Source organism: Geovibrio ferrireducens, assembly GCF_026226615.1.
Taxonomy (GTDB): Bacteria; Chrysiogenota; Deferribacteres; order Deferribacterales; family Geovibrionaceae; genus Geovibrio; species Geovibrio ferrireducens.
This window is the reverse complement of sequence record NZ_JAJAPB010000002.1, coordinates 147,115-165,849: the sequence shown is the minus strand read 5'-3', so window position 1 is coordinate 165,849 and position 18,735 is coordinate 147,115. Positions and strand designations below refer to the sequence as shown.

Here is an 18,735-nt window from a genome sequence, read left to right as displayed (position 1 = left end):
GTTAATTAGAGACAAAAATTAGAGTTGTTTTATTTTTTCAGGGATCTATTATTATCTCAGACCACAGAGAATAAAAAAAACGGACGCAGTTTTCCGGCTTAAAAAACTTCCGGAAACACGTTCTGCGTATGGAGGAAGAAATGGCAATGCTTTTAGGTATCATTTGTGTTTCGGCTATCGCAGGTTTCTGGACTGCTGTTTACTACAAATCCCAACATGCAGACTAGTGTGCAGACTAGTTTTTCATAGCTACAGTTCCTGACTGAAAGCCATCAGGAAGGCGGGGAATGTCTGAAACGGCAAACCCCGCCTTCTTCATATCCTCCCTCACCCCTTTAGCGCATGAATAGGTAACGACTTTTCCGTCATCCTTAAGTATTCTGTGTAAATTCCTGAACACGCTCTCTGTCCACATTTCCGCGTTCTTTCTCTTACTGAAAGGGTCAAAGTACACAGCGTCAAACGGAGCCTCAAGCCTGTCCAGACTGTTCACCGCATCACCGTACATAACATCCAGCCCGTATCTGCCGCATGTTCCTTCATAAAGCAGTCTGCGGAGAATTCTGTACCCGTCCGGCGGGGAGAGCGAAGCTGTTTTCTGTATAAGCTGGACAAGGCTGTGATCCTTCTCAAGGCTTACTATCTGGAGTCTGTGCTCCTTCGGAATATCAAGCTTTTCAATTTCATGAAATGTCACAGCGAGATTAGCGCCGATTCCGAGGCAGATGTCCAGCAGGCGTACATGACCTTTTTTCAGCTTTTCCACAATTTCCGAAGGGATTACAAACTTGTGCAGGCTTTCGGTGAAAGTGCCTATGCTTTTTGCGTGGTAAGCCTGTTTGTATGTGAGGTTGTAGAATGATATGGAGCCGTCCCCCGTGGAGATCGGCTTCTTATCACCTGAGATGAGGATTAAATTCGGCATTGCTGAAATATATATGGTAGTCTTCGGTTATTTTTTCCGGCATGTCGTCTCTGTAATGCCCGCCGCGGCTGCCTTTTCTTGCCAGCGCAGCATAAGCCATCAGAAGCCCGGACTGAGCGAGGTTCTTAAGCTCTGCCGTTCTGCGGTCAGCGGGGATTCTGCCTTCAAACTTTTTCAGAAATTTTTCCAGTTCACTGACTGCGGTTTTGAGCCCGGTTTCATTTCTGGAAACGCTGACATACTTCCACATTGTTTCCTGAATGAATTTTAATGATTCGGTGTAATCGGTTTCGGTATATTTCTCTTCCGTCTGTACTTCCTGCTCGGTGATTTCCATATTCAGGGAATCGGACACTGCCGCCTTTGCGCTTCTTCCGCCGAATACCACCCCTTCAAGGAGCGAGTTGCTGGCAAGTCTGTTCGCGCCGTGTACGCCTGTGCAGGCAGCCTCACCGCATGCGTAAAGCCCTTTCAGGCTCGCGCGTCCGTCAAGATCGGTCTTTATTCCGCCCATGTAGTAGTGTGCTGCGGGGCTGACGGGTATGTAGTCCTGCGTAATATCGATTCCGTAACCGAGGCAGGTGTTGTATATCTTGGGAAACCTGTGGAGGATGTGCTCTTTATCAAGATGAGTCACGTCGAGGTAGACGTGATTCGTTTTTGTCTTATTCATTTCAAAGAATATTGAGCGGCTCACCACATCTCTGGGGGCGAGTTCGCCGTCTTCGTGGTAGTTAAAGCAGAATCTTTCCCCGGCATTGTTGCGCAGGACAGCGCCTTCGCCTCTCATGGATTCACTGAGGAGAAACGCCGGAGCGCCGGGAAAGTGAAGCGCGGTGGGATGAAACTGGAAAAACTCCATATCCTCAAGCTCCGCACCTGCTCTGAAAGCCATGGCAGCGCCGTCCCCTGTTGATACATCCGGGTTGGTTGTGCGTGTGAAAAGCCTTCCTGCTCCGCCTGTGGCGACAACGACAGCCTTTGAGAAGAAAGAAGTGAGTTCGCCGGTTTTTTCATCCAGCGCAAGAACTCCAGTGACTCTGTCTCCGTCTTTTATGAAATCAATGGCGTAGGTGTAGTCAAGCCTGTAGATATTTATGAACTTGAGGGAATATTCTTTCAGTGTGCGGACTATTTCGTGTCCGGTGGCGTCACCGTGGGCGTGGATTATGCGGTTTACGCTGTGCGCCGCCTCACGCGTGAAGGAGAGTGCGCCTTCCTTTGTATCAAACTTTGCGCCCCATGAAATAAGCTGGGTGATATATTCAGGTCCTTCAGCGACAAGGGTCTTCACCGCTTCCTTCACGCAGAGGCCGTCACCGGCTTTCAGGGTGTCTTCATAGTGGAGGACTATGTCGTCCTCTTCACTCAGAGCGACAGCAACCCCGCCCTGAGCGTATTCGGAGCTGCTTTCACCCAGAACACATTTGGTTATGAGTGCCACATCACCGTGACCGGCAAGCTCGATTGCGGCGCGCAAACCTGCCACGCCGCTGCCGAGCACTATGTAATCGAAACGTTTTTTATTCATCAGAAGCGTATGCCCGCCTTAAGGCTCAGCTGGTTTATTTCGCCTATTCCCGCCTCAGCGTTGAACTTAAGGAAGGGGAACGGGGTAACCTGTACGCCGAGTATGCCCTTTGCGGTGTACGCTGTTTCAGCGTCCAGATCAACCGCATCGGAGCTTTCTTTCAGGTAGCTCATAGAGCCGACTATGCCCGCATAGGGTTTGACAATAAGTATGCCCTTGCTGATAAAAAGGCCTATGTTGGCGTTGTATGCGTCTATCTCGTCGTGACCGACAACCTGAGAATAGGCCGCTCTCAGAGAGAGGGCAGGTGTTGCCATTGTACCTTCAAGTATGGCGTATTTTATTGAAACACCTGCAACTGTGAGGTCAGAGTTTGCAGACTGGCCTATCATCGCGCCTATGTCAATCTTGCCGGGGAGTCCCTTCTGAGCGTGCAGTCTGTACATAACGAGAGCTTCCTGCGAATCGCCGTCGGAGGCGGCCTTGTCCCATATGCCGGTGTCAATTATATTGAATGACGCTTCGGCGGCTATGTCAAAGCCCAGTATGCCGAGAGGGTCTGCGGGGCTGTTGGGGTCAAACGAAATAACTGAGCCGAGTTCCTTGGTGAAGGTCTTGAAATCGCTCTGGGTCATGCCGGGGCGGAGTTTGATGTCATCAGCGAAAGCGGTTGCCGCAAAGCAGATGACGATTGCCAATACAAGAAGCTTCTTCATGGTTTATCTCCTTTTAAGGTCAGGGAATCCGAAGTCTTTAAAAAAGTTTTCCTTCGTGCGGTTGAAATAACCGAACCTGACATTTTTGTTTTTACGCTTAATTAATTTTAGCATGTTTTTGAGTCCGAGAATTTCCTCTGTTTTAAACTTCATTTTTGAGAAGAGAAAATCCGGGTCAATATTAAGGTTCCGAAGCTGGATAAGGTCAATATTGTAAGCTCCGAGAAAGTCAAGGAGCGTATTCAGCTCACCTTCACGGTCATTCACGCCGGGGATGGTGAGAAGGTTGAGGGAAACGTAAACCTTATATTTATTTGCCAGTTCGATACTTTTCAGCACATCACCGAAATCGTAGTTCACTGGTGAGTAGTACATTTCATATGTTGTATGGTTGGCGGAGTTCATGCTCACTCTTATACTGTCAACCCCTGCGTCCAGAAGGAGCTTGAGCTTTTCAGGGCTTGAGCAGTTTGAGTTGAAGTTAATGGTCATGTTCGGCGCTTTTTTCTTAATGACGGAAACAGCCTTTGCTATGGTTTCGGCCTCTGTTATGGGGTCGCCCTCGCAGCCCTGACCGAAGCTGATTATCGGCTCTTCCGCTGTTTCATAATGGTTCAGCGCCACTTCTATTATCTCCTTGGGGGAGGGGACAAATTCAATGCGGGACTGAGGGGAGGGGCAGCACTCCGCAGGCTGTTTGGATATGCAGCCCAGACACCTGCTGTTGCATGAGGGCGCAGTGGGGATGGGGCATTCCCATCTGCCCATGAAAACATTTTTTGCCGCTGTGCAGTGGTATTCCAGTGCGCATTTGGCGAGCTGTCTGTACAGCCTGTTTTCCGGGTATTTGCCGAGGTATGCCTGAACTTTCGGCTTGAAAGCGTCCGAGTAGTCATAAAGACACGGGTTCCACTTTGAATCATCGTCTATCTTAATGGCAGGAACAACAAACTTGCCGTTCATCCAACCCACCGCAGTGTATGCGTAAAGGGGAAGGATTTCCGTATCCAGCTTTTTATATGCCGGAAGGAACAGGCGCAGAAACCCCGGAGCCAGAAATGCGCTGACAGCCATGCCGCCGGAGAACGTTTCCATATTTGCCGTGTCCTGATTATAGGCTATGGGGTGGGTGTTCGGCATGAAATACAGTCTGGAGGATTCGGGGAGTTCAATAAGCTCCGTCTCATACGGAACAAAGTTATAATTTTCGCTTCTCACAGCCATTTTCAGGCTGGGGTGGTCATATATATTGCCCTGTCTGTCCGCAAACAGCAGACTTGGTATATCGTACATAGTACCTGCCTTGTTTAATGAATCCGCCGCATCCCCTGAGAACACGCACGGAAAGCCCGCCGTAGGAAATGCGGGAAAACAAATCATATTGTATTTTCGCAATTTTTCAATATATACTTACGGCACCAAATAACCGTAATGAAAAAAATATAAATCCGGGAGTAGAAAATGACAGATATTATTGAGGTTTATGCACGGGAAATCCTTGATTCCAGAGGCAATCCCACGGTCGAGGTAGAGGTTGTTACAAGCGGCGGATTTTTAGGCAGGGCTGCCGTTCCCTCAGGTGCTTCCACAGGCGAGCATGAGGCTGTTGAACTCAGAGACGGCGACAAAAGCAGATACCTCGGCAAGGGTGTTCTGAAAGCCGTTCAGAATGTTAACGAAATTATTTCTGACGAGCTTGAGGGGATAGATGTCCTTGAGCAGAAACTCATAGACGAGATACTCATAGACCTTGACGGAACAGACAATAAATCCAAACTCGGCGCAAACGCCATCCTCGGTGTTTCACTCGCATGCGCGAAGGCCGCTGCGGATGCTTCTTCGCTCCCTCTCTATAAATACATAGGCGGCGCGTTCGCCCACACTCTTCCCACTCCTATGATGAACATCATCAACGGCGGACAGCACGCAGACAACAACGTGGATATTCAGGAATTCATGATCATGCCTGTGGGCGCTGAAACCTTCCGTGACGCTCTCAGGATGGGCACTGAAACTTTCCATGCCCTGAAAAAAGTGCTCCATGAGAAAAAATACAACACGGCGGTGGGTGATGAGGGCGGCTTTGCTCCAGATCTTAAGTCAAACGAGGAAGCCATAGAAGTTATTCTCCGCGCCATAGAAAGCGCAGGCTACAAACCCGGCGAGGACATCTGCCTTGCGCTGGATGCGGCTGCGAGCGAGTTTTATAAAGACGGCAAATACTTCATGGCGGCAGAAAAGAACCCTGAGAAATCTGCTGATGACATGGTTGAGTACTACTCATACCTCTGCGGAAAATACCCGATCATCTCAATAGAGGACGGCCTTTACGAAAACGACTGGGACGGATGGAAAAAACTCACTGACGCTCTGGGAAGCAAAATCCAGCTTGTGGGGGATGATCTGTTTGTTACCAACGTTAAGCGTCTTCAGGAAGGAATCAGAAAAGGGGTTGCAAACTCTGTTCTCGTTAAGCTGAATCAGATAGGTACGCTTACAGAAACCCTTCATACAATTGAAACAGCCAAAACAGCGGGCTATACAAACATTATCTCTCACCGCTCCGGCGAAACTGAGGATACGACGATAGCCGACCTCGCAGTTGCTGTAAACGCAGGCCAGATCAAAACCGGCTCTGCCTCCAGAACCGACCGCATCGCCAAATACAACCAGCTCCTCCGAATCGAGGAAGAACTCGTTGATCAAGGGGTGTATAAAGGGCTCGGCTCTTTTTATAACCTCAAAAGGAGATAGACGTTTCCCCGCGCCCGCAGGAAGCGGGCGCGCCGTGCGGAGCGAAGGGCGGTTTACCCGCCCGCGAGCGTGTGCGAAAAACTTTTGCTGAAAATATCCTAGGCCCCTCTTTGTAAAGAGGGGTTTTTTGTTTTATCAGCAATAACTTCCCCCTTTGCAAAGGGGGAGCAGAGGGGGATTTTGATAGGCATGATTAAACCAGTCCCCTCAAAAACAGATCCATTTCTTTTTAATAAAGCATGTACGACTGCACCTGTCTTTCAGCCTTCCCTTTTTTTATTAAACAAAATGGATTATGTTATGTCAGAAGAAAAACTACGGGGAGCTTACAATGAGTCTTGAAAAGAAATTAGCCAAACTTATATGCGAATACAGCCTGTCCTTAAGAAAAGGGGATATACTTCTCATCCGTGCGGAAACGGTGAGTGAGCCTCTTATAAAGGAAATATATGCAAAAACCCTTGAAACCGGAGCTTATCCTGTTCTGCGTCTGGCATTTTCCGGTCAGCAGTCTGTTTTTTACAAACATGCGGAAAAAGACCAGCTTGAGTTCATACCGCAGAGTGTGTGGGCTGATACTCACAATGTAACCGCATCAATATACATCGATGCCACTGACAACACAAAGCAGCTTACTGGGGCTGATAAGTCGAAGATAGCCGCATACGCCAAATCATACGCAAAAGTGCGTGAGGTGCTTATGGACAGGGAACAGAAAGGTGAGTTCCGCTGGTCGCTCTGCCCTTATCCCACCGCAGCGATGGCGCAGGATGCGGAAATGTCTCTGGATGAGTACACTGAGTTTGTTTACCGCGCATGCAGACTGCACGAGGACGACCCGGTAGCCGCGTGGAGATCCGTTGATGAATATCAGCAGAAAATAACAGGCCTCCTCAACGGAACTAAGGAGCTCCGCATAGTGGGAAACAAGACAGACATCACATTCAATGTTGACGGCCGCAAATGGATTAACTGCAACGGACACCACAACATGCCGGACGGAGAGGTTTTCACCAGCCCCGTGGAGGACGGAGTAAACGGTTCCATATACTTTGACGTACCCACATCTTACATGGGTGTGGAAGCGGGCGGAATAACCCTCAAAATTGAAAAAGGCAAAATCATGGAGGCTCACGCCGAAAAAGGGAACGACTTTCTCCAGTCTGTTCTTGAAACAGACGAAGGTTCGCGCTTCATAGGCGAGATAGCCTTCGGTCTTAACGAATCCATCACCAAACCCACAAAAAACATCCTGTTTGATGAAAAAATAGGCCGCACAATCCATATGGCTGTCGGAGCCTCATACCCCGAAGCGGGCGGGAAAAACAAATCCGGCATTCACTGGGACATGATAAAGGCTATGGAAGACGGAAAGGCTTATCTGGACGGAAGGCTTGTTTTTGAAAACGGAAAATTTACGGGTATGTAAGCCATGAGCTATATATTTTCGTTCCACAGCCCTGTGGAGGCTTTTTTCGGCTTCGGCAGCATAGAAAAAATCAAAGAACTGATGGCGCCATTCAGAACCATAGGCATAGTTTCAGGGCGGACTTCCCTTGATGCCACAGGGATGAGGGCGTTTCTTGAGGCTGAGCTTGCGGGTAAGCAGCTTCACTTTTTTTCAGAGGTGGAGGAAAACCCGTCCATAAATACGATAATACGCGGCGGCACATTCATGCGCAGCGCCAGATGCGAGGCTGTGATAGCAGTGGGGGGCGGAAGCCCTCTGGATGCTGCGAAGTCGATAGCGGTGTTTGCTGCAAATAACGACAGCTTCTATGAGCTTCTGGCAAAAAAAGATATGCCCAACAAACCCTTGCCCGTGCTTGCCGTACCCACCACATGCGGCACAGGCAGTGAGATGAACGCTTATTCCATCATTACCGATGCCGAGAAGACCGATAAAATAAATTTCACCAAGCCATGCATGTTCCCAAAATGGGCTGTGCTTGATCCCGGACTGCTGAAAACCCTGAATGAGCGCACACTCCTTGCCACTGTGTTTGATGCGTTCACACACTCAATGGAGGGGCTTATCTCCCTCCGTGCAAACCCTTTCAGCGATATGTGCGCCATGACTTCAATGGAGCTCATTCTGGCAACTCTTTCGGCGGCGGAAGATCTCAAGGACGACCGTGCGCTGGCTAATTTTATGTATGCTTCGTCCCTTGCGGGCACTGTGATTCTGCATACGGGAACCACCCTCCTGCACAGTCTGGGTTATTACCTGACAAACAATAAGAAAATCCATCACGGTACAGCAAACGCAATGCTGATTCCGTGTTTTATGGAAATGCTCCGTGAAAAAGGCGTGCAGAAGTTCGGTGTTATTCCGTCACTGTTTGAGAAGCATGGCTTTGATCTGGATTTCTGGCTGGAAAGGCTTGGTGCTGAGTCTCTCAGCAGCGTTCTCAGTATGGAGGAAAAGTCTGTGATGGCCGCTTATGCTTTGGGTAAACCGAATATGAAGTCCACCCCGTTTGAGGCGGATGCTGACTATGTGGTGAGGAAACTGGTTTAGTCCTGCCCTGCAACCTGACTGTAGCGGTACATTATTTTTTTGACGTACCGCTGCGTCTCCCCGAAATCGGGCACTCTGTTGCCTCTGGATGAAACAGTGTAAGGCCCTGCATTGTATGCGGAAAGAGCCAGTTCTGTATTATTGAACCTTCTTAGCTGGATGGAGAGGTACTTTATCCCCGCTTCAAGGTTTGTGTCCATATCAAACGGATCCTGCCCGCCCATATCGCCGAAGGTTATAGGCATAAGCTGCATAAGCCCCATAGCTCCGGTTCTGGATATTGCAAACTTATTGTACTTTGATTCCACATCGATCACTATTTTAACAAGGTCAGGGTCTACCCCGTATTTATCGGAATAATGTTCAGCTTTTTCGTTTATCAGCTCTCTGGGTATTTCTCTGAAAGCCACACCCGAAACCAGCACGACATGACGGACAAGATGATACACGCTGATTGTTCTTGTCTTTATATGAAAAGGGTTTAGAAACGCTTTGGGGTTAAGGGTGGTCAGAAATGTGCATGTATTCAGCAGGAAGACATAGAGGATAAACGCCAGCAGGATTTTTTTATAAATAGAGATAAGCTTCATCTGTAATGACTATTTCATAAATATTTCTTGCAGTCAACGCATTCTGCGGTTATTTTTCATTAAACATCCGGAGAAGTCCCATGAAAATTATTGATATAATAAATTCAAAACGCACAATATCTTTCGAATTTTTCCCCCCAAAAAAAGAGGAGGCGGAATCAGTTCTTTTTGATACAATTTCTCAGTTAAAAAAATACAACCCCGATTTTGTTTCCGTAACTTACGGTGCAGGGGGGAGCACCACTGAAAAAACTGTGGAATGGATACGCAGAACCCGTGTGGATTACGGTCTTGAGGTTATGATGCACCTCACATGCATAGCCGCAACGGGTGAGGTGATACAGTCTGTCACATCCGAGCTTAACTCAATAGGCGTTAAGAATATTCTGGCTCTCAGGGGCGATGTTCCGCAGGATATGAACCCGGATGAGATAAGCAAGGAGTTCGAGTACGCATCAGATCTGGTTAAATTCCTGAAAAAAAGCGGGGATTATAGCGTCGGCGTGGCATGCTACCCCGAAGGGCATGTGCAGACAAGAAATCTGGATAAGGAGCTGGAACATCTTAAGCTTAAACAGGATCTTGGTGCAGATTTTGCAATAACCCAGCTGTTTTTTGTGAATGACTACTTCTACAGGTTCATCGAAAAGTGTGAAAAGGCAGGGATAACCATCCCGGTAATTGCAGGTGTTATGCCTATCACCAATATATCACAGGTCATCCGTTTTACCCAGATGTGCGGTGTTGAGGTTCCCTCCTCAATTGTCAGTGCTATGGAGGGGAAAAGCGATGAGGATATGTTCTCCCTAGGTGTGGACTATGCTGTTAAACAGTGCGAATGCCTCTGGAAAAACGGTGTGAGGGGCATCCACTTCTATACCCTAAACCGCTCCGGCGCAACGGAAGAGGTTCTCAAGAGGCTGTTTTAATGAACATGCCCCATCATACCGAACCCCTCTACAGGCCGCCCAGCGAGGTGGACTCCCTTATATTTCAGATAACGGAAGGCTGCTCATACAACAAGTGCGCCTTCTGCGGCATGTATATTGATAAGCCTTTCCGCATAAAGCCTTTGGATGATGTTCTCTCAGAGATTAACAGAATACCCGAATCTTACTCCCGCCATGTTCACCGGGTTTTTCTTGCAGACGGTGACGGAGTGATTTACCCCACCGCTGAACTGGCTGTGATTCTGGATGCTCTCACTGTAAAATTCCCTTCCTTACGAAGAATAAGCAGCTACGCAGGCCCGCAGGCTCTGATGAAAAAGAGCGCTGCGGAATGGAAACTTCTCAGGGAGAAAGGGCTCAGGCTTCTTTATTTCGGTCTAGAGAGCGCTGACAACAGAGTGCTGGAACTGATGAATAAAGGGATGAAAGCGGACAAACTTCTCCCTAAGGTTCAGTTAATTAAAGAGCAGGGGATCGATTTTTCGGTCATGGTTATTCTTGGCGGCGGCGGAAGAATACTCAGCCGTCAGCATATGGAAGAAACTACGGCATGGCTGAACGCTGCGAAGCCTAAATATGTGTCGCTCCTGACACTTTTCCTGAGACGCAGACGCGACTATTTTGACAGCATAGAAAAACCGCGCATAGGTGATCTTATTGATGAAATCAGGCGTTTCGTTTCCGGTATTAATGAAGGCGCAATGATTTTCCGCTCCAACCATGTGTCAAACTTTGTACCCCTTGAAGGCGTTCTGCCGAGGGATAAGGGAAAACTTCTTGCAAGAGTTGATGAAACAGAGAAATTCCTCCGTACACGCGGTATGCTTGATAAATACCCTGATTTTTATGAGGAGTTTTAATGATTCTGCTTTTTCCCACGGTGAACGAACTATACGGCTCATTGGGCAAAATCACTCTTAATGAATGGAAATACGGCATTCCATGCGGCGAGTGGCGCGGGATGCGTGTTTTTGTCACAGGGGTGAGCAAAACTAATGCTGCCTTCGCCTCTGCCTTAATTTTCTCTGAAATACATCCCGAAGAGGCTATTCTGGCGGGAATATGCGGCGCCTACAGGCAGAGCGGGCTGAAAACGGGGGATATTGTGAGCGTAGTTAAAGACTGGTTTGCGGATGAGGCATTGTTAATAGACTCTGAAATAAGGCTTCTTGGTGAGGAGGGCTTTCCGGTATGTGAGAATAATTTTACTAAATTTGAAAAAATACCTTCTCTGAGCAATGCCGAATCCAATACTGTGTCACTTCTCAGTTCGTGTGATCTGCTTGCAAATATCTATTATAATAAAACAAATGCAGTAGTGGAGAATATGGAGGGTGCTCCGGTGGGCTTGTCCGCTCTGCGCTGCGGTGTGAAGGTCATGCAGGCAAGAAGTGTTTCAAACTATTGCGGTGAAAGAATAAATCAGGAATGGGATATTAAGTCCGCTTTCCGTTCTTTAGCTTCCTTTTTTCAAAGTACATTCTAAAACAGTCCTTAAGTTCTAAAAACCTGATAAACAATAACTCTTGTGCTATTTTAAAAAGTCTGCAAACCATTTCAGATTATGGAAAATATCGCTGTTTTCCGGTGTTAAAAACCATAATAACAGTTTAACTTATCCTCTTTCATAATGACGTTATGAATGATCGGTTTCCATAAATAACTGGTATATAAACAAAGAAAAAGTGTTTGATTATATTATGAAAACTTATATTGCCAGTTGACACTTATAATAAATTATGTTTTTATATTTGAGCCATATAAGAAAAAAATGGGGGACTTTCATGAAAGAGAAAATCAAAAAGTTCCAGGAGCTTAACAGTATTGCAGAACTGGGAGGCGGCCTGGACAGGATCAAGAAACAGCACGAGCAGGGCAAGCTCAGCGCCCGCGAAAGGATCGATAAACTCCTTGATAAAGGTACTTTCGTTGAGCTTGATAAGTTCGTGGTTCACAGATGCACCAACTTCGGCATGGAAAAGAGCAAAGTCTTCGGCGACGGTGTTGTTACAGGTTATGGAAAGATCAACGGAAGAACTGTCTTTGTTTTCTCTCAGGATTTTACTGTTCTCGGTGGTTCTCTTTCCGAAATGTTCGCCAAAAAAATCTGCAAAATCATGGACAAAGCCATCGAACTCGGCTGCCCCGTCATCGGTCTTAACGACTCAGGCGGCGCAAGGATTCACGAAGGTGTTATGTCCCTTGCCGGTTATGCCGACATTTTCCTCAGAAACACCCTTTCCTCAGGTGTTGTTCCCCAGATAAGCGCTATCATGGGGCCCTGCGCAGGCGGCGCGGTTTACTCTCCCGCACTTACGGACTTCACCTTCATGGTTAAGGACACAAGCTACATGTTCATCACCGGTCCTGAGGTTGTTAAAACCGTTACCAGTGAGGATGTGACAAAAGAGCAGCTTGGCGGAGCAATGACCCACAACTCAAAAAGCGGGGTTGCTCACTTCGCCACTGAGAATGATGAGGATTGTCTTCTTAAAATCAGAGAGCTTTTCAGCTTCATCCCCTCCAACAACATGGAGGAAGCACCTATCGTCCCCACTAAGGACGACCCCAACAGAACCGAAATTTCAATTCACGATATAATACCTGTTGATGCCAACAAACCTTACGACATGCATGAACTCATCCAGAAAATTGTGGATGACGGCAACTTCTTTGAAATACAGGAGCATTTTGCGAAAAACATCATCATAGGCTTCTGCCGCCTCAACGGCAGGACAGTGGGCATAGTTGCCAACCAGCCTGCGATTATGGCCGGTGCTCTTGACATCGACTCATCAGTCAAAGCGGCAAGGTTCGTCCGTTTCTGCGATGCTTTCAACATTCCTCTGCTTACCCTTGTGGATGTGCCCGGCTTCATGCCCGGCGTGGCGCAGGAATACGGCGGAATCATCCGCCACGGCGCAAAACTCCTTTACGCTTACTGCGAATCAACTGTGCCGAAAGTTACTGTAATCACCAGAAAGGCTTACGGCGGCGCATATGACGTTCTCAGTTCCAAGCATGTAAGAGGCGATATTAACTATGCCTTCCCCACAGCGGAAATAGCAGTTATGGGGCCGGACGGCGCGGCGCAGATTCTCTATAAAAAAGAGATCACCAGTGCCAGTGACCCCGCCGCCCTGCAGAAACAGAAGGTTGACGAGTACAGGGAAACCTTTGCCAACCCTTACAGGGCTGCGGAACTGGGCTTCATAGATGAAATAATTCTGCCCGAACTGACCAGACCGAAAATAATTCAGGCTTTTGAGCTTCTTGCGAACAAAAGGCAGTCTAACCCGCCCAAGAAGCACGACAATCTGCCGCTTTAAGAGGAGGACAAAATGCCTGATATTAAAAAGATACTTGTCGCCAACAGAGGCGAAATAGCCATAAGGGTTTTCAGAACCTGCCGCAGGCTGGGCATAAAAACCGTTGCCATTTACACCAACGCAGACAGAACAGCCCCCCACGTAAGGTATGCTGACGAGGCTTACTGCATTTCTGAGGCTGATAATGATACCAGTTACCTGAAAGCTGATAAAATAATCGAAATCGCAAAGCAGGCCGGTGCGGCAATTCACCCCGGCTACGGGTTTTACTCTGAGAACCCCACGTTTGTTCAGCGTCTTGAAGAGGAAGGTATAATCTTCATAGGCCCCTCCGCCGAGCACATCAAGCTCATGGGCTCCAAAACCGGCGCAAGAAACGCAATGGTTGAGGCGGGCGTGCCTGTTGTTCCCGGAACCAAGAACGCCATACGCGATGTTGAAGAGGCAAAGAAAACCGCACGCGAAGTCGGTTATCCCATAATGCTGAAAGCCGTTCACGGCGGCGGCGGAAAAGGGATGAGGCTTGTTAAGAGTGAGGAAGACTTCGAGTCATCTTTCCGTATGGCCTCCTCCGAGGCTGCAAACGCCTTCGGCAACGGGGATATGTACATTGAGAAGTTCATCATAGGCCCGCACCATGTTGAGATACAGGTTCTGGGCGATAAGCACGGCAATGCGCTTCACCTCTTTGAGCGTGAATGCTCAATCCAGCGCCGCCACCAGAAGGTCATAGAAGAGGCTCCGTCACCCTTCATAAACGATGCCACAAGGGCGAAGATGTATGATGTTGCGGTGAAGGCTGTTAAGGCTATCGGCTATTACAGCGCAGGAACCATGGAGTTCATCGTCGGTGAGGATCAGAACTTCTATTTCCTTGAAATGAACACAAGGCTTCAGGTTGAGCACCCCATAACGGAGATGATCACAGGGGTCGATATAGTGACCGAAATGATCAAGGTTGCCGAAGGGAAAACCCTCACCTACAAGCAGGAAGAGATAGTCAGGAACGGACACGCTATTGAGTGCAGGATTTACGCAGAAGATCCCAGCAACAACTTTGCTCCCTCACCGGGGCTCATCACCGTGTACGAAACTCCGGGCGGTCCGAACGTAAGGGTGGAAAGCGGAGCCTTCGCTGGCTACGAAGTTCCCCTTTACTATGACCCTATGATAGCTAAAGTGTGCTCCTTCGGCAAAACAAGAGAGAGCGCTATCATAGCCATGAAAAGGATACTCACAGAATACAAGGTATCGGGCATTAAAACATCCATACCGTTCCACCAGCGTGTGCTTAAGAACGAAACTTTCCTTGCGGGCAACTATGACACCGGCTTCATCGATTCTAAGTTCGACATGGAAGATCTTCAGCGTAAAGAACAGAAGGATCCCTCTGTTGCGCTCATCGCTGCTGCTATCAAGCAGCTTCTGAGTGAGAAGATCTCAGCCCAGCGCTCCGTCACCAGAAGGGATGTGGGCGAAAGCAACTGGAAACGCTTCGGAAGGCTGACAAGCCTCGGAAACAGGCTCGGATAAGGGGTGGATAATGATAACTAAAAGACAGTACTTCGCAACGGTTGATAAAGGCGAGCAGGAATACACCATAGACATTGTGGAGGAAACCTCGAATGTGTTTACCGTCAGTATTGACGGCAAAACAAGCACGGTTGACTTCGCGCGCATGGGCGACAATCTGTACTCGATCATTATTGACGGACGCTCTTACGATATAGACATAACCGAAAAAGGAGACAACTTCTCTGTTCTCATGGGCGGCGACCATTTTGATGTTGAGGTTCTGGATGAGATGAAGCGTCTCATGAAGCTCCGCACATCGGCAGGGCTTGAAGGCCGTCAGGTTATAGAGGCGCAGATGCCCGGAATGATCTGGAAGGTTCTTGTGGAGCCTGAGCAGGAAGTCAAGGCAGGGCAGCCGCTTATGATCCTCGTTGCAATGAAGATGGAAAACGAGATCAAAGCACCTAAGGACGGAGTGGTTCAGGAGCTTTTCGTTAAGCCGGATCAGACTGTTGCAGCCGGAGATAAGCTCGCGGTTGTGGAATAGGCGGAGTTTAAAATTTAAACTTGTAATGATATAGTTGAAGGGAGAGCCGGGAACGGTTCTCCCATCGCTTTTTTAAACGGAGAAAACAACATGGCAGGTTTTGATAAAAAGACCCTACAGGACTGGGAAAAGCTCGCCGCCAAGGAGATCAAGAAGGAAGACGTTTCATCCCTCATGTGGGACACTCCGGAAGGCATAAGAGTAAAACCGCTGTACACGCTTGAAGATCTTGAAAAACTCGAAAATATAAATACAATTCCCGGCTTTGCCCCATTTATGCGGGGTCCGAAGGCCACTATGTATGCCGGACGCCCGTGGACTGTGCGCCAGTATGCAGGCTTTTCCACTGCGGAGGAGTCAAATGCTTTTTACCGCCGCAACCTCGCTGCGGGGCAGCAGGGGCTTTCCGTTGCATTCGATCTCGCCACTCACAGAGGCTACGACTCTGACCATCCCAGAGTGGTGGGTGATGTGGGCAAGGCAGGGGTTGCCATCGACTCCATTCTGGATATGGAGATTCTGTTCAAGGACATCCCCCTTGCGGATGTTTCGGTTTCCATGACAATGAACGGAGCGGTTCTGCCCATAATGGCGCTTTACATAATCGCCGCCGAGGAGCAGGGCGTAACTCAGGATAAGCTCTCAGGCACAATCCAGAATGACATTCTCAAAGAGTTCATGGTGCGCAACACCTACATCTATCCGCCTGAACCGTCCATGAACATCATTTCGGACATCATCGAGTACACCAGCAAATACATGCCGAAGTTCAACTCAATCTCCATCAGCGGCTACCACATTCAGGAGGCCGGAGCGAACAATGTTCAGGAACTCGCCTTCACCCTCGCTGACGGTGTTGAGTATGTGAAAGCCGCTATCGCTAAAGGGCTTGAGGTGGATCAGTTCGCGCCGAGGCTTTCGTTCTTCTTCGCCATAGGCATGAACTTCTTCATGGAAATATCCAAACTCCGCGCAGCCAGATTCCTCTGGGCGGAGCTTATGAGCCAGTTCAGCCCGAAAAACGCACTCTCATCCGCTCTGCGCACCCACTGTCAGACATCCGGCTGGAGCCTAACGGAGCAGGATCCGTATAATAACGTCATAAGAACCACAATAGAGGCCATGGCCGCTGTTCTGGGCGGAACCCAGTCTCTGCACACCAACGCACTGGATGAGGCAATAGCTCTCCCCACCGACCACTCAGCCCGCATAGCCAGAAACACTCAGCTTGTTATTCAGGAGGAGACGGGCATATGCAATGTGGTTGACCCTCTGGGCGGTTCGTATTATGTTGAATCACTGACTGCATCGCTGATCAGCGAGGCGCGTAAGCTCATAAAAGAGATAGATACCCTCGGCGGCATGACCAAGGCTATCGAGTCCGGTATGCCTAAGCTTAAGATCGAGGAGTCCGCCGCGAGAAAACAGGCAAGGATCGATATAGGCGATGATGTCATAGTCGGTGTGAATAAGTACAGGCTCACTAAGGAAAATCCCATTGACGTGCTTGATATTGACAACACTGCGGTGCGCGAAGCTCAGATAAAACGCCTTCATAAGCTCCGTGCGGAGCGTAACGAGGCGGAGTGCCGCGCAGCCCTTGAGAAGATAACAAGGGTAGCGGAAACCGGACAGGGCAACCTCCTTGAGGCATGTGTGAATGCCGCCAGAAAACGTGCCTCAGTGGGCGAAATGTCAGACGCGATGGAAAAGGTTTTCGGCAGGCACAAGGCGGAGATTAAGCTTGTATCCGGAGTATACGGCAAAGTGTTTGAAGAAAGTGAAGATTTTGCGCAAATCAAAAAAGATATAGACTCATTCAGCGAAGAGGAAGGGCGCAGACCCAGAATCCTCATCGCCAAAATGGGGCAGGACGGACACGACAGAGGCGCGAAGGTTGTTGCCACGGCCTTTGCTGATGCCGGTTTTGATGTGGATGTGGGGCCTCTGTTCCAGACACCTGCTGAAACGGCAAAAATGGCAGTGGAGAACGATGTTCACGCCATTGGTGTGTCAAGCCTTGCGGCAGGGCACAAAACCCTTGTGCCTCACCTCGCAGAAGAGCTTCGCAAGCTCGGCGCTGATGATGTTGTCATTGTCTGCGGAGGGGTTATCCCCCGTCAGGATTATGACGCGCTGTATGCCGCCGGAGCGTCCTGCATATTCGGCCCCGGTACGCCCATAACAAAATCAGCCAGAGAAACTCTGGAAGCCATAAGGAAAAAGAAAGTCTCATAATGGATTTGGACTTACTCACACAGCAGATTTTAAACGGCAGCATCAGGGCTATCGGCAAAGGGATAACCCTGATCGAAAGCCGCAAGCCCGAACACGCCGAAAAGGCGGCCGGGCTTCTGGACAGGCTCCTGCCGCATTCCGGCAGGTCTCTCCGGATAGGGATCACGGGTGTTCCCGGTGTGGGTAAAAGCACGTTCATCGAATCTTTCGGCAGGCATCTCACCTCTTTGGGGCACAAAGTGGCGGTGCTTGCCGTTGACCCTTCCTCCCAGATAACAGGCGGAAGCATCCTCGGCGATAAAACGCGAATGGAGGAGCTCTCCCGCGATCCTAACGCATTCATTCGCCCTTCACCCGCCGGAGATACACTTGGCGGAGTCGCCAGACGCACAAGGGAGACAATGCTCCTCTGCGAGGCGGCAGGGTATGATATAGTCATAGTCGAAACCGTAGGTGTGGGACAGTCGGAAACTGCTGTGGCATCGATGGTGGACTTCTTCATGCTGCTCCAGCTGGCAACAGCGGGGGATGAGCTTCAGGGGATCAAAAAAGGTGTAATGGAACTTGCGGACGCTGTGGTGATCAATAAGGCGGACATCGACCGAAACAAGACGGAACTCGCAAAATCACAGTACATTACCGCTCTGCATATCCTCCGCCCAAAAAGCCGGAACTGGTCGGTTCCGGTGCTCACAGTGAGCGCCCTTAAACACGAAGGGATGGAGGACGTACGCACAATGCTGATGAGCTTCCGTGAGGCTATGGAAAAATCCGGCGAGTTTGAGGAAAAACGCCGCAGCCAGTCTGTGGACTGGATGTGGAGCCTGCTGATGGACGACCTCAAAACCCTCTTTCTCAGTAACAAAAACGTAAAAGGCATCTTCCCGCAGGTGCAGGAGGCTGTAGCCAAGGGGATAACCGCCCCCTCCGCCGCCTCACGCCGCCTTCTGGATGCTTTCAGGAAGTATTGATATAATTTCAGCCTAGAAAGGAGAACTTTTAGGCAAAAGTTCCCCCGAACCTCCTCAAAAACCAAACCGCTGCGCGGCAATCATAAGTTTTTTTGTCATAGTCTTTAAAATCTGCTATATTGTTAATTATTTCAGTTTGGAGAGGCGC

General features: G+C 49.0%; 16 protein-coding genes. 11 read left to right on the top strand and 5 right to left on the bottom strand.

The window, feature by feature from the left end:
• Window positions 1–235 precede the first annotated feature (235 nt).
• Genes OSQ85_RS02790 through OSQ85_RS02775 form a run of 4 tightly spaced genes read right to left on the bottom strand, consistent with a single transcriptional unit; the run spans window position 236 to window position 4,465 of the window.
• Window positions 236–925, bottom strand: coding sequence for a tRNA (5-methylaminomethyl-2-thiouridine)(34)-methyltransferase MnmD (locus OSQ85_RS02790; protein ID WP_265821149.1), 690 nt, complete (start codon window positions 923–925; stop codon window positions 236–238).
• Window positions 897–2,456 (bottom strand): L-aspartate oxidase, encoded by a 1,560-nt coding sequence (gene nadB / locus OSQ85_RS02785; RefSeq protein ID WP_265821148.1) that lies wholly within the window; start codon window positions 2,454–2,456, stop codon window positions 897–899. Before nadB ends, OSQ85_RS02790 begins: the two co-directional genes overlap by 29 nt.
• Window positions 2,456–3,172: a hypothetical protein gene (locus OSQ85_RS02780; RefSeq protein ID WP_265821147.1), complete on the bottom strand. Its 717-nt coding sequence runs from the start codon at window positions 3,170–3,172 to the stop codon at window positions 2,456–2,458. The genes nadB and OSQ85_RS02780 overlap by 1 nt, the downstream gene beginning before the upstream one ends.
• A 3-nt stretch (window positions 3,173–3,175) precedes the next feature.
• Window positions 3,176–4,465 carry a radical SAM protein gene (locus tag OSQ85_RS02775; RefSeq protein ID WP_265821146.1) on the bottom strand — a complete coding sequence of 430 codons (1,290 nt, stop codon included), beginning with the start codon at window positions 4,463–4,465 and terminating at the stop codon, window positions 3,176–3,178.
• A 168-nt stretch (window positions 4,466–4,633) separates the two neighbouring features.
• On the opposite strand from OSQ85_RS02775, the gene eno reads away from it, so the two are divergent.
• The 3 genes from eno to OSQ85_RS02760 all read left to right on the top strand — a co-directional run bounded on the left by eno (window position 4,634) and on the right by OSQ85_RS02760 (window position 8,447).
• Window positions 4,634–5,926: a phosphopyruvate hydratase gene (eno, locus tag OSQ85_RS02770; protein WP_265821145.1), complete on the top strand. Its 1,293-nt coding sequence runs from the start codon at window positions 4,634–4,636 to the stop codon at window positions 5,924–5,926.
• Between the two features lie 331 nt (window positions 5,927–6,257).
• Entirely contained in the window at window positions 6,258–7,355 is a 1,098-nt protein-coding gene (locus OSQ85_RS02765) for an aminopeptidase (protein WP_265821144.1), read from the top strand.
• A 3-nt stretch (window positions 7,356–7,358) separates the two neighbouring features.
• Complete coding sequence (locus tag OSQ85_RS02760; protein ID WP_265821143.1) at window positions 7,359–8,447, top strand: iron-containing alcohol dehydrogenase; 1,089 nt, start codon at window positions 7,359–7,361, stop codon at window positions 8,445–8,447.
• On the opposite strand, the gene OSQ85_RS02755 is transcribed toward OSQ85_RS02760, so the two are convergent.
• A complete protein-coding gene (locus OSQ85_RS02755; protein ID WP_265821142.1) occupies window positions 8,444–9,037 on the bottom strand; it encodes a lytic transglycosylase domain-containing protein in 594 nt (197 codons plus the stop codon). The two genes, OSQ85_RS02760 and OSQ85_RS02755, sit on opposite strands and share 4 nt — an antisense overlap.
• Before the next feature lie 80 nt (window positions 9,038–9,117).
• Here OSQ85_RS02755 and metF point away from each other — a divergent pair, with 80 nt between their 5' ends.
• The 8 genes from metF (at window position 9,118) to meaB (ending at window position 18,587) form a co-directional block, all read left to right on the top strand.
• Window positions 9,118–9,966 carry a methylenetetrahydrofolate reductase [NAD(P)H] gene (gene metF, locus OSQ85_RS02750; RefSeq protein WP_265821141.1) on the top strand — a complete coding sequence of 283 codons (849 nt, stop codon included), beginning with the start codon at window positions 9,118–9,120 and terminating at the stop codon, window positions 9,964–9,966.
• Window positions 9,966–10,847 (top strand): radical SAM protein, encoded by an 882-nt coding sequence (locus OSQ85_RS02745; protein WP_265821140.1) that lies wholly within the window; start codon window positions 9,966–9,968, stop codon window positions 10,845–10,847. The genes metF and OSQ85_RS02745 overlap by 1 nt, the downstream gene beginning before the upstream one ends.
• A complete protein-coding gene (locus tag OSQ85_RS02740) occupies window positions 10,847–11,473 on the top strand; it encodes a nucleoside phosphorylase-I family protein (protein ID WP_265821139.1) in 627 nt (208 codons plus the stop codon). Before OSQ85_RS02745 ends, OSQ85_RS02740 begins: the two co-directional genes overlap by 1 nt.
• Window positions 11,474–11,771: 298 nt before the next feature.
• Window positions 11,772–13,316, top strand: a complete 1,545-nt coding sequence (locus OSQ85_RS02735; protein WP_265821138.1) for an acyl-CoA carboxylase subunit beta — start codon at window positions 11,772–11,774, stop codon at window positions 13,314–13,316.
• A 12-nt stretch (window positions 13,317–13,328) separates the two neighbouring features.
• A complete protein-coding gene (gene accC, locus OSQ85_RS02730; RefSeq protein ID WP_265821137.1) occupies window positions 13,329–14,849 on the top strand; it encodes an acetyl-CoA carboxylase biotin carboxylase subunit in 1,521 nt (506 codons plus the stop codon).
• Between the two features lie 10 nt (window positions 14,850–14,859).
• Entirely contained in the window at window positions 14,860–15,378 is a 519-nt protein-coding gene (locus tag OSQ85_RS02725; protein WP_265821136.1) for an acetyl-CoA carboxylase biotin carboxyl carrier protein subunit, read from the top strand.
• A 90-nt stretch (window positions 15,379–15,468) separates the two neighbouring features.
• Window positions 15,469–17,616 (top strand): methylmalonyl-CoA mutase, encoded by a 2,148-nt coding sequence (gene scpA / locus OSQ85_RS02720; RefSeq protein ID WP_265821135.1) that lies wholly within the window; start codon window positions 15,469–15,471, stop codon window positions 17,614–17,616.
• Window positions 17,616–18,587 (top strand): methylmalonyl Co-A mutase-associated GTPase MeaB, encoded by a 972-nt coding sequence (meaB, locus tag OSQ85_RS02715; protein ID WP_265821134.1) that lies wholly within the window; start codon window positions 17,616–17,618, stop codon window positions 18,585–18,587. The genes scpA and meaB overlap by 1 nt, the downstream gene beginning before the upstream one ends.
• Window positions 18,588–18,735 lie beyond the last annotated feature (148 nt).

What these genes read in the sequence shown, in the direction of transcription:
- OSQ85_RS02790 (WP_265821149.1), bottom strand. Translation starts at nt 925, where the DNA reads ATGCCGAATTTAATCCTCATCTCAGGTGATAAGAAGCCGATCTCCACG.
- OSQ85_RS02745 (WP_265821140.1), top strand. Translation starts at nt 9,966, where the DNA reads ATGAACATGCCCCATCATACCGAACCCCTCTACAGGCCGCCCAGCGAG.
- nadB (WP_265821148.1), bottom strand. Translation starts at nt 2,456, where the DNA reads ATGAATAAAAAACGTTTCGATTACATAGTGCTCGGCAGCGGCGTGGCA.
- scpA (WP_265821135.1), top strand. Translation starts at nt 15,469, where the DNA reads ATGGCAGGTTTTGATAAAAAGACCCTACAGGACTGGGAAAAGCTCGCC.
- meaB (WP_265821134.1), top strand. Translation starts at nt 17,616, where the DNA reads ATGGATTTGGACTTACTCACACAGCAGATTTTAAACGGCAGCATCAGG.
- OSQ85_RS02735 (WP_265821138.1), top strand. Translation starts at nt 11,772, where the DNA reads ATGAAAGAGAAAATCAAAAAGTTCCAGGAGCTTAACAGTATTGCAGAA.
- OSQ85_RS02775 (WP_265821146.1), bottom strand. Translation starts at nt 4,465, where the DNA reads ATGTACGATATACCAAGTCTGCTGTTTGCGGACAGACAGGGCAATATA.
- accC (WP_265821137.1), top strand. Translation starts at nt 13,329, where the DNA reads ATGCCTGATATTAAAAAGATACTTGTCGCCAACAGAGGCGAAATAGCC.
- OSQ85_RS02765 (WP_265821144.1), top strand. Translation starts at nt 6,258, where the DNA reads ATGAGTCTTGAAAAGAAATTAGCCAAACTTATATGCGAATACAGCCTG.
- OSQ85_RS02780 (WP_265821147.1), bottom strand. Translation starts at nt 3,172, where the DNA reads ATGAAGAAGCTTCTTGTATTGGCAATCGTCATCTGCTTTGCGGCAACC.
- eno (WP_265821145.1), top strand. Translation starts at nt 4,634, where the DNA reads ATGACAGATATTATTGAGGTTTATGCACGGGAAATCCTTGATTCCAGA.
- OSQ85_RS02740 (WP_265821139.1), top strand. Translation starts at nt 10,847, where the DNA reads ATGATTCTGCTTTTTCCCACGGTGAACGAACTATACGGCTCATTGGGC.
- OSQ85_RS02760 (WP_265821143.1), top strand. Translation starts at nt 7,359, where the DNA reads ATGAGCTATATATTTTCGTTCCACAGCCCTGTGGAGGCTTTTTTCGGC.
- OSQ85_RS02755 (WP_265821142.1), bottom strand. Translation starts at nt 9,037, where the DNA reads ATGAAGCTTATCTCTATTTATAAAAAAATCCTGCTGGCGTTTATCCTC.
- OSQ85_RS02725 (WP_265821136.1), top strand. Translation starts at nt 14,860, where the DNA reads ATGATAACTAAAAGACAGTACTTCGCAACGGTTGATAAAGGCGAGCAG.
- metF (WP_265821141.1), top strand. Translation starts at nt 9,118, where the DNA reads ATGAAAATTATTGATATAATAAATTCAAAACGCACAATATCTTTCGAA.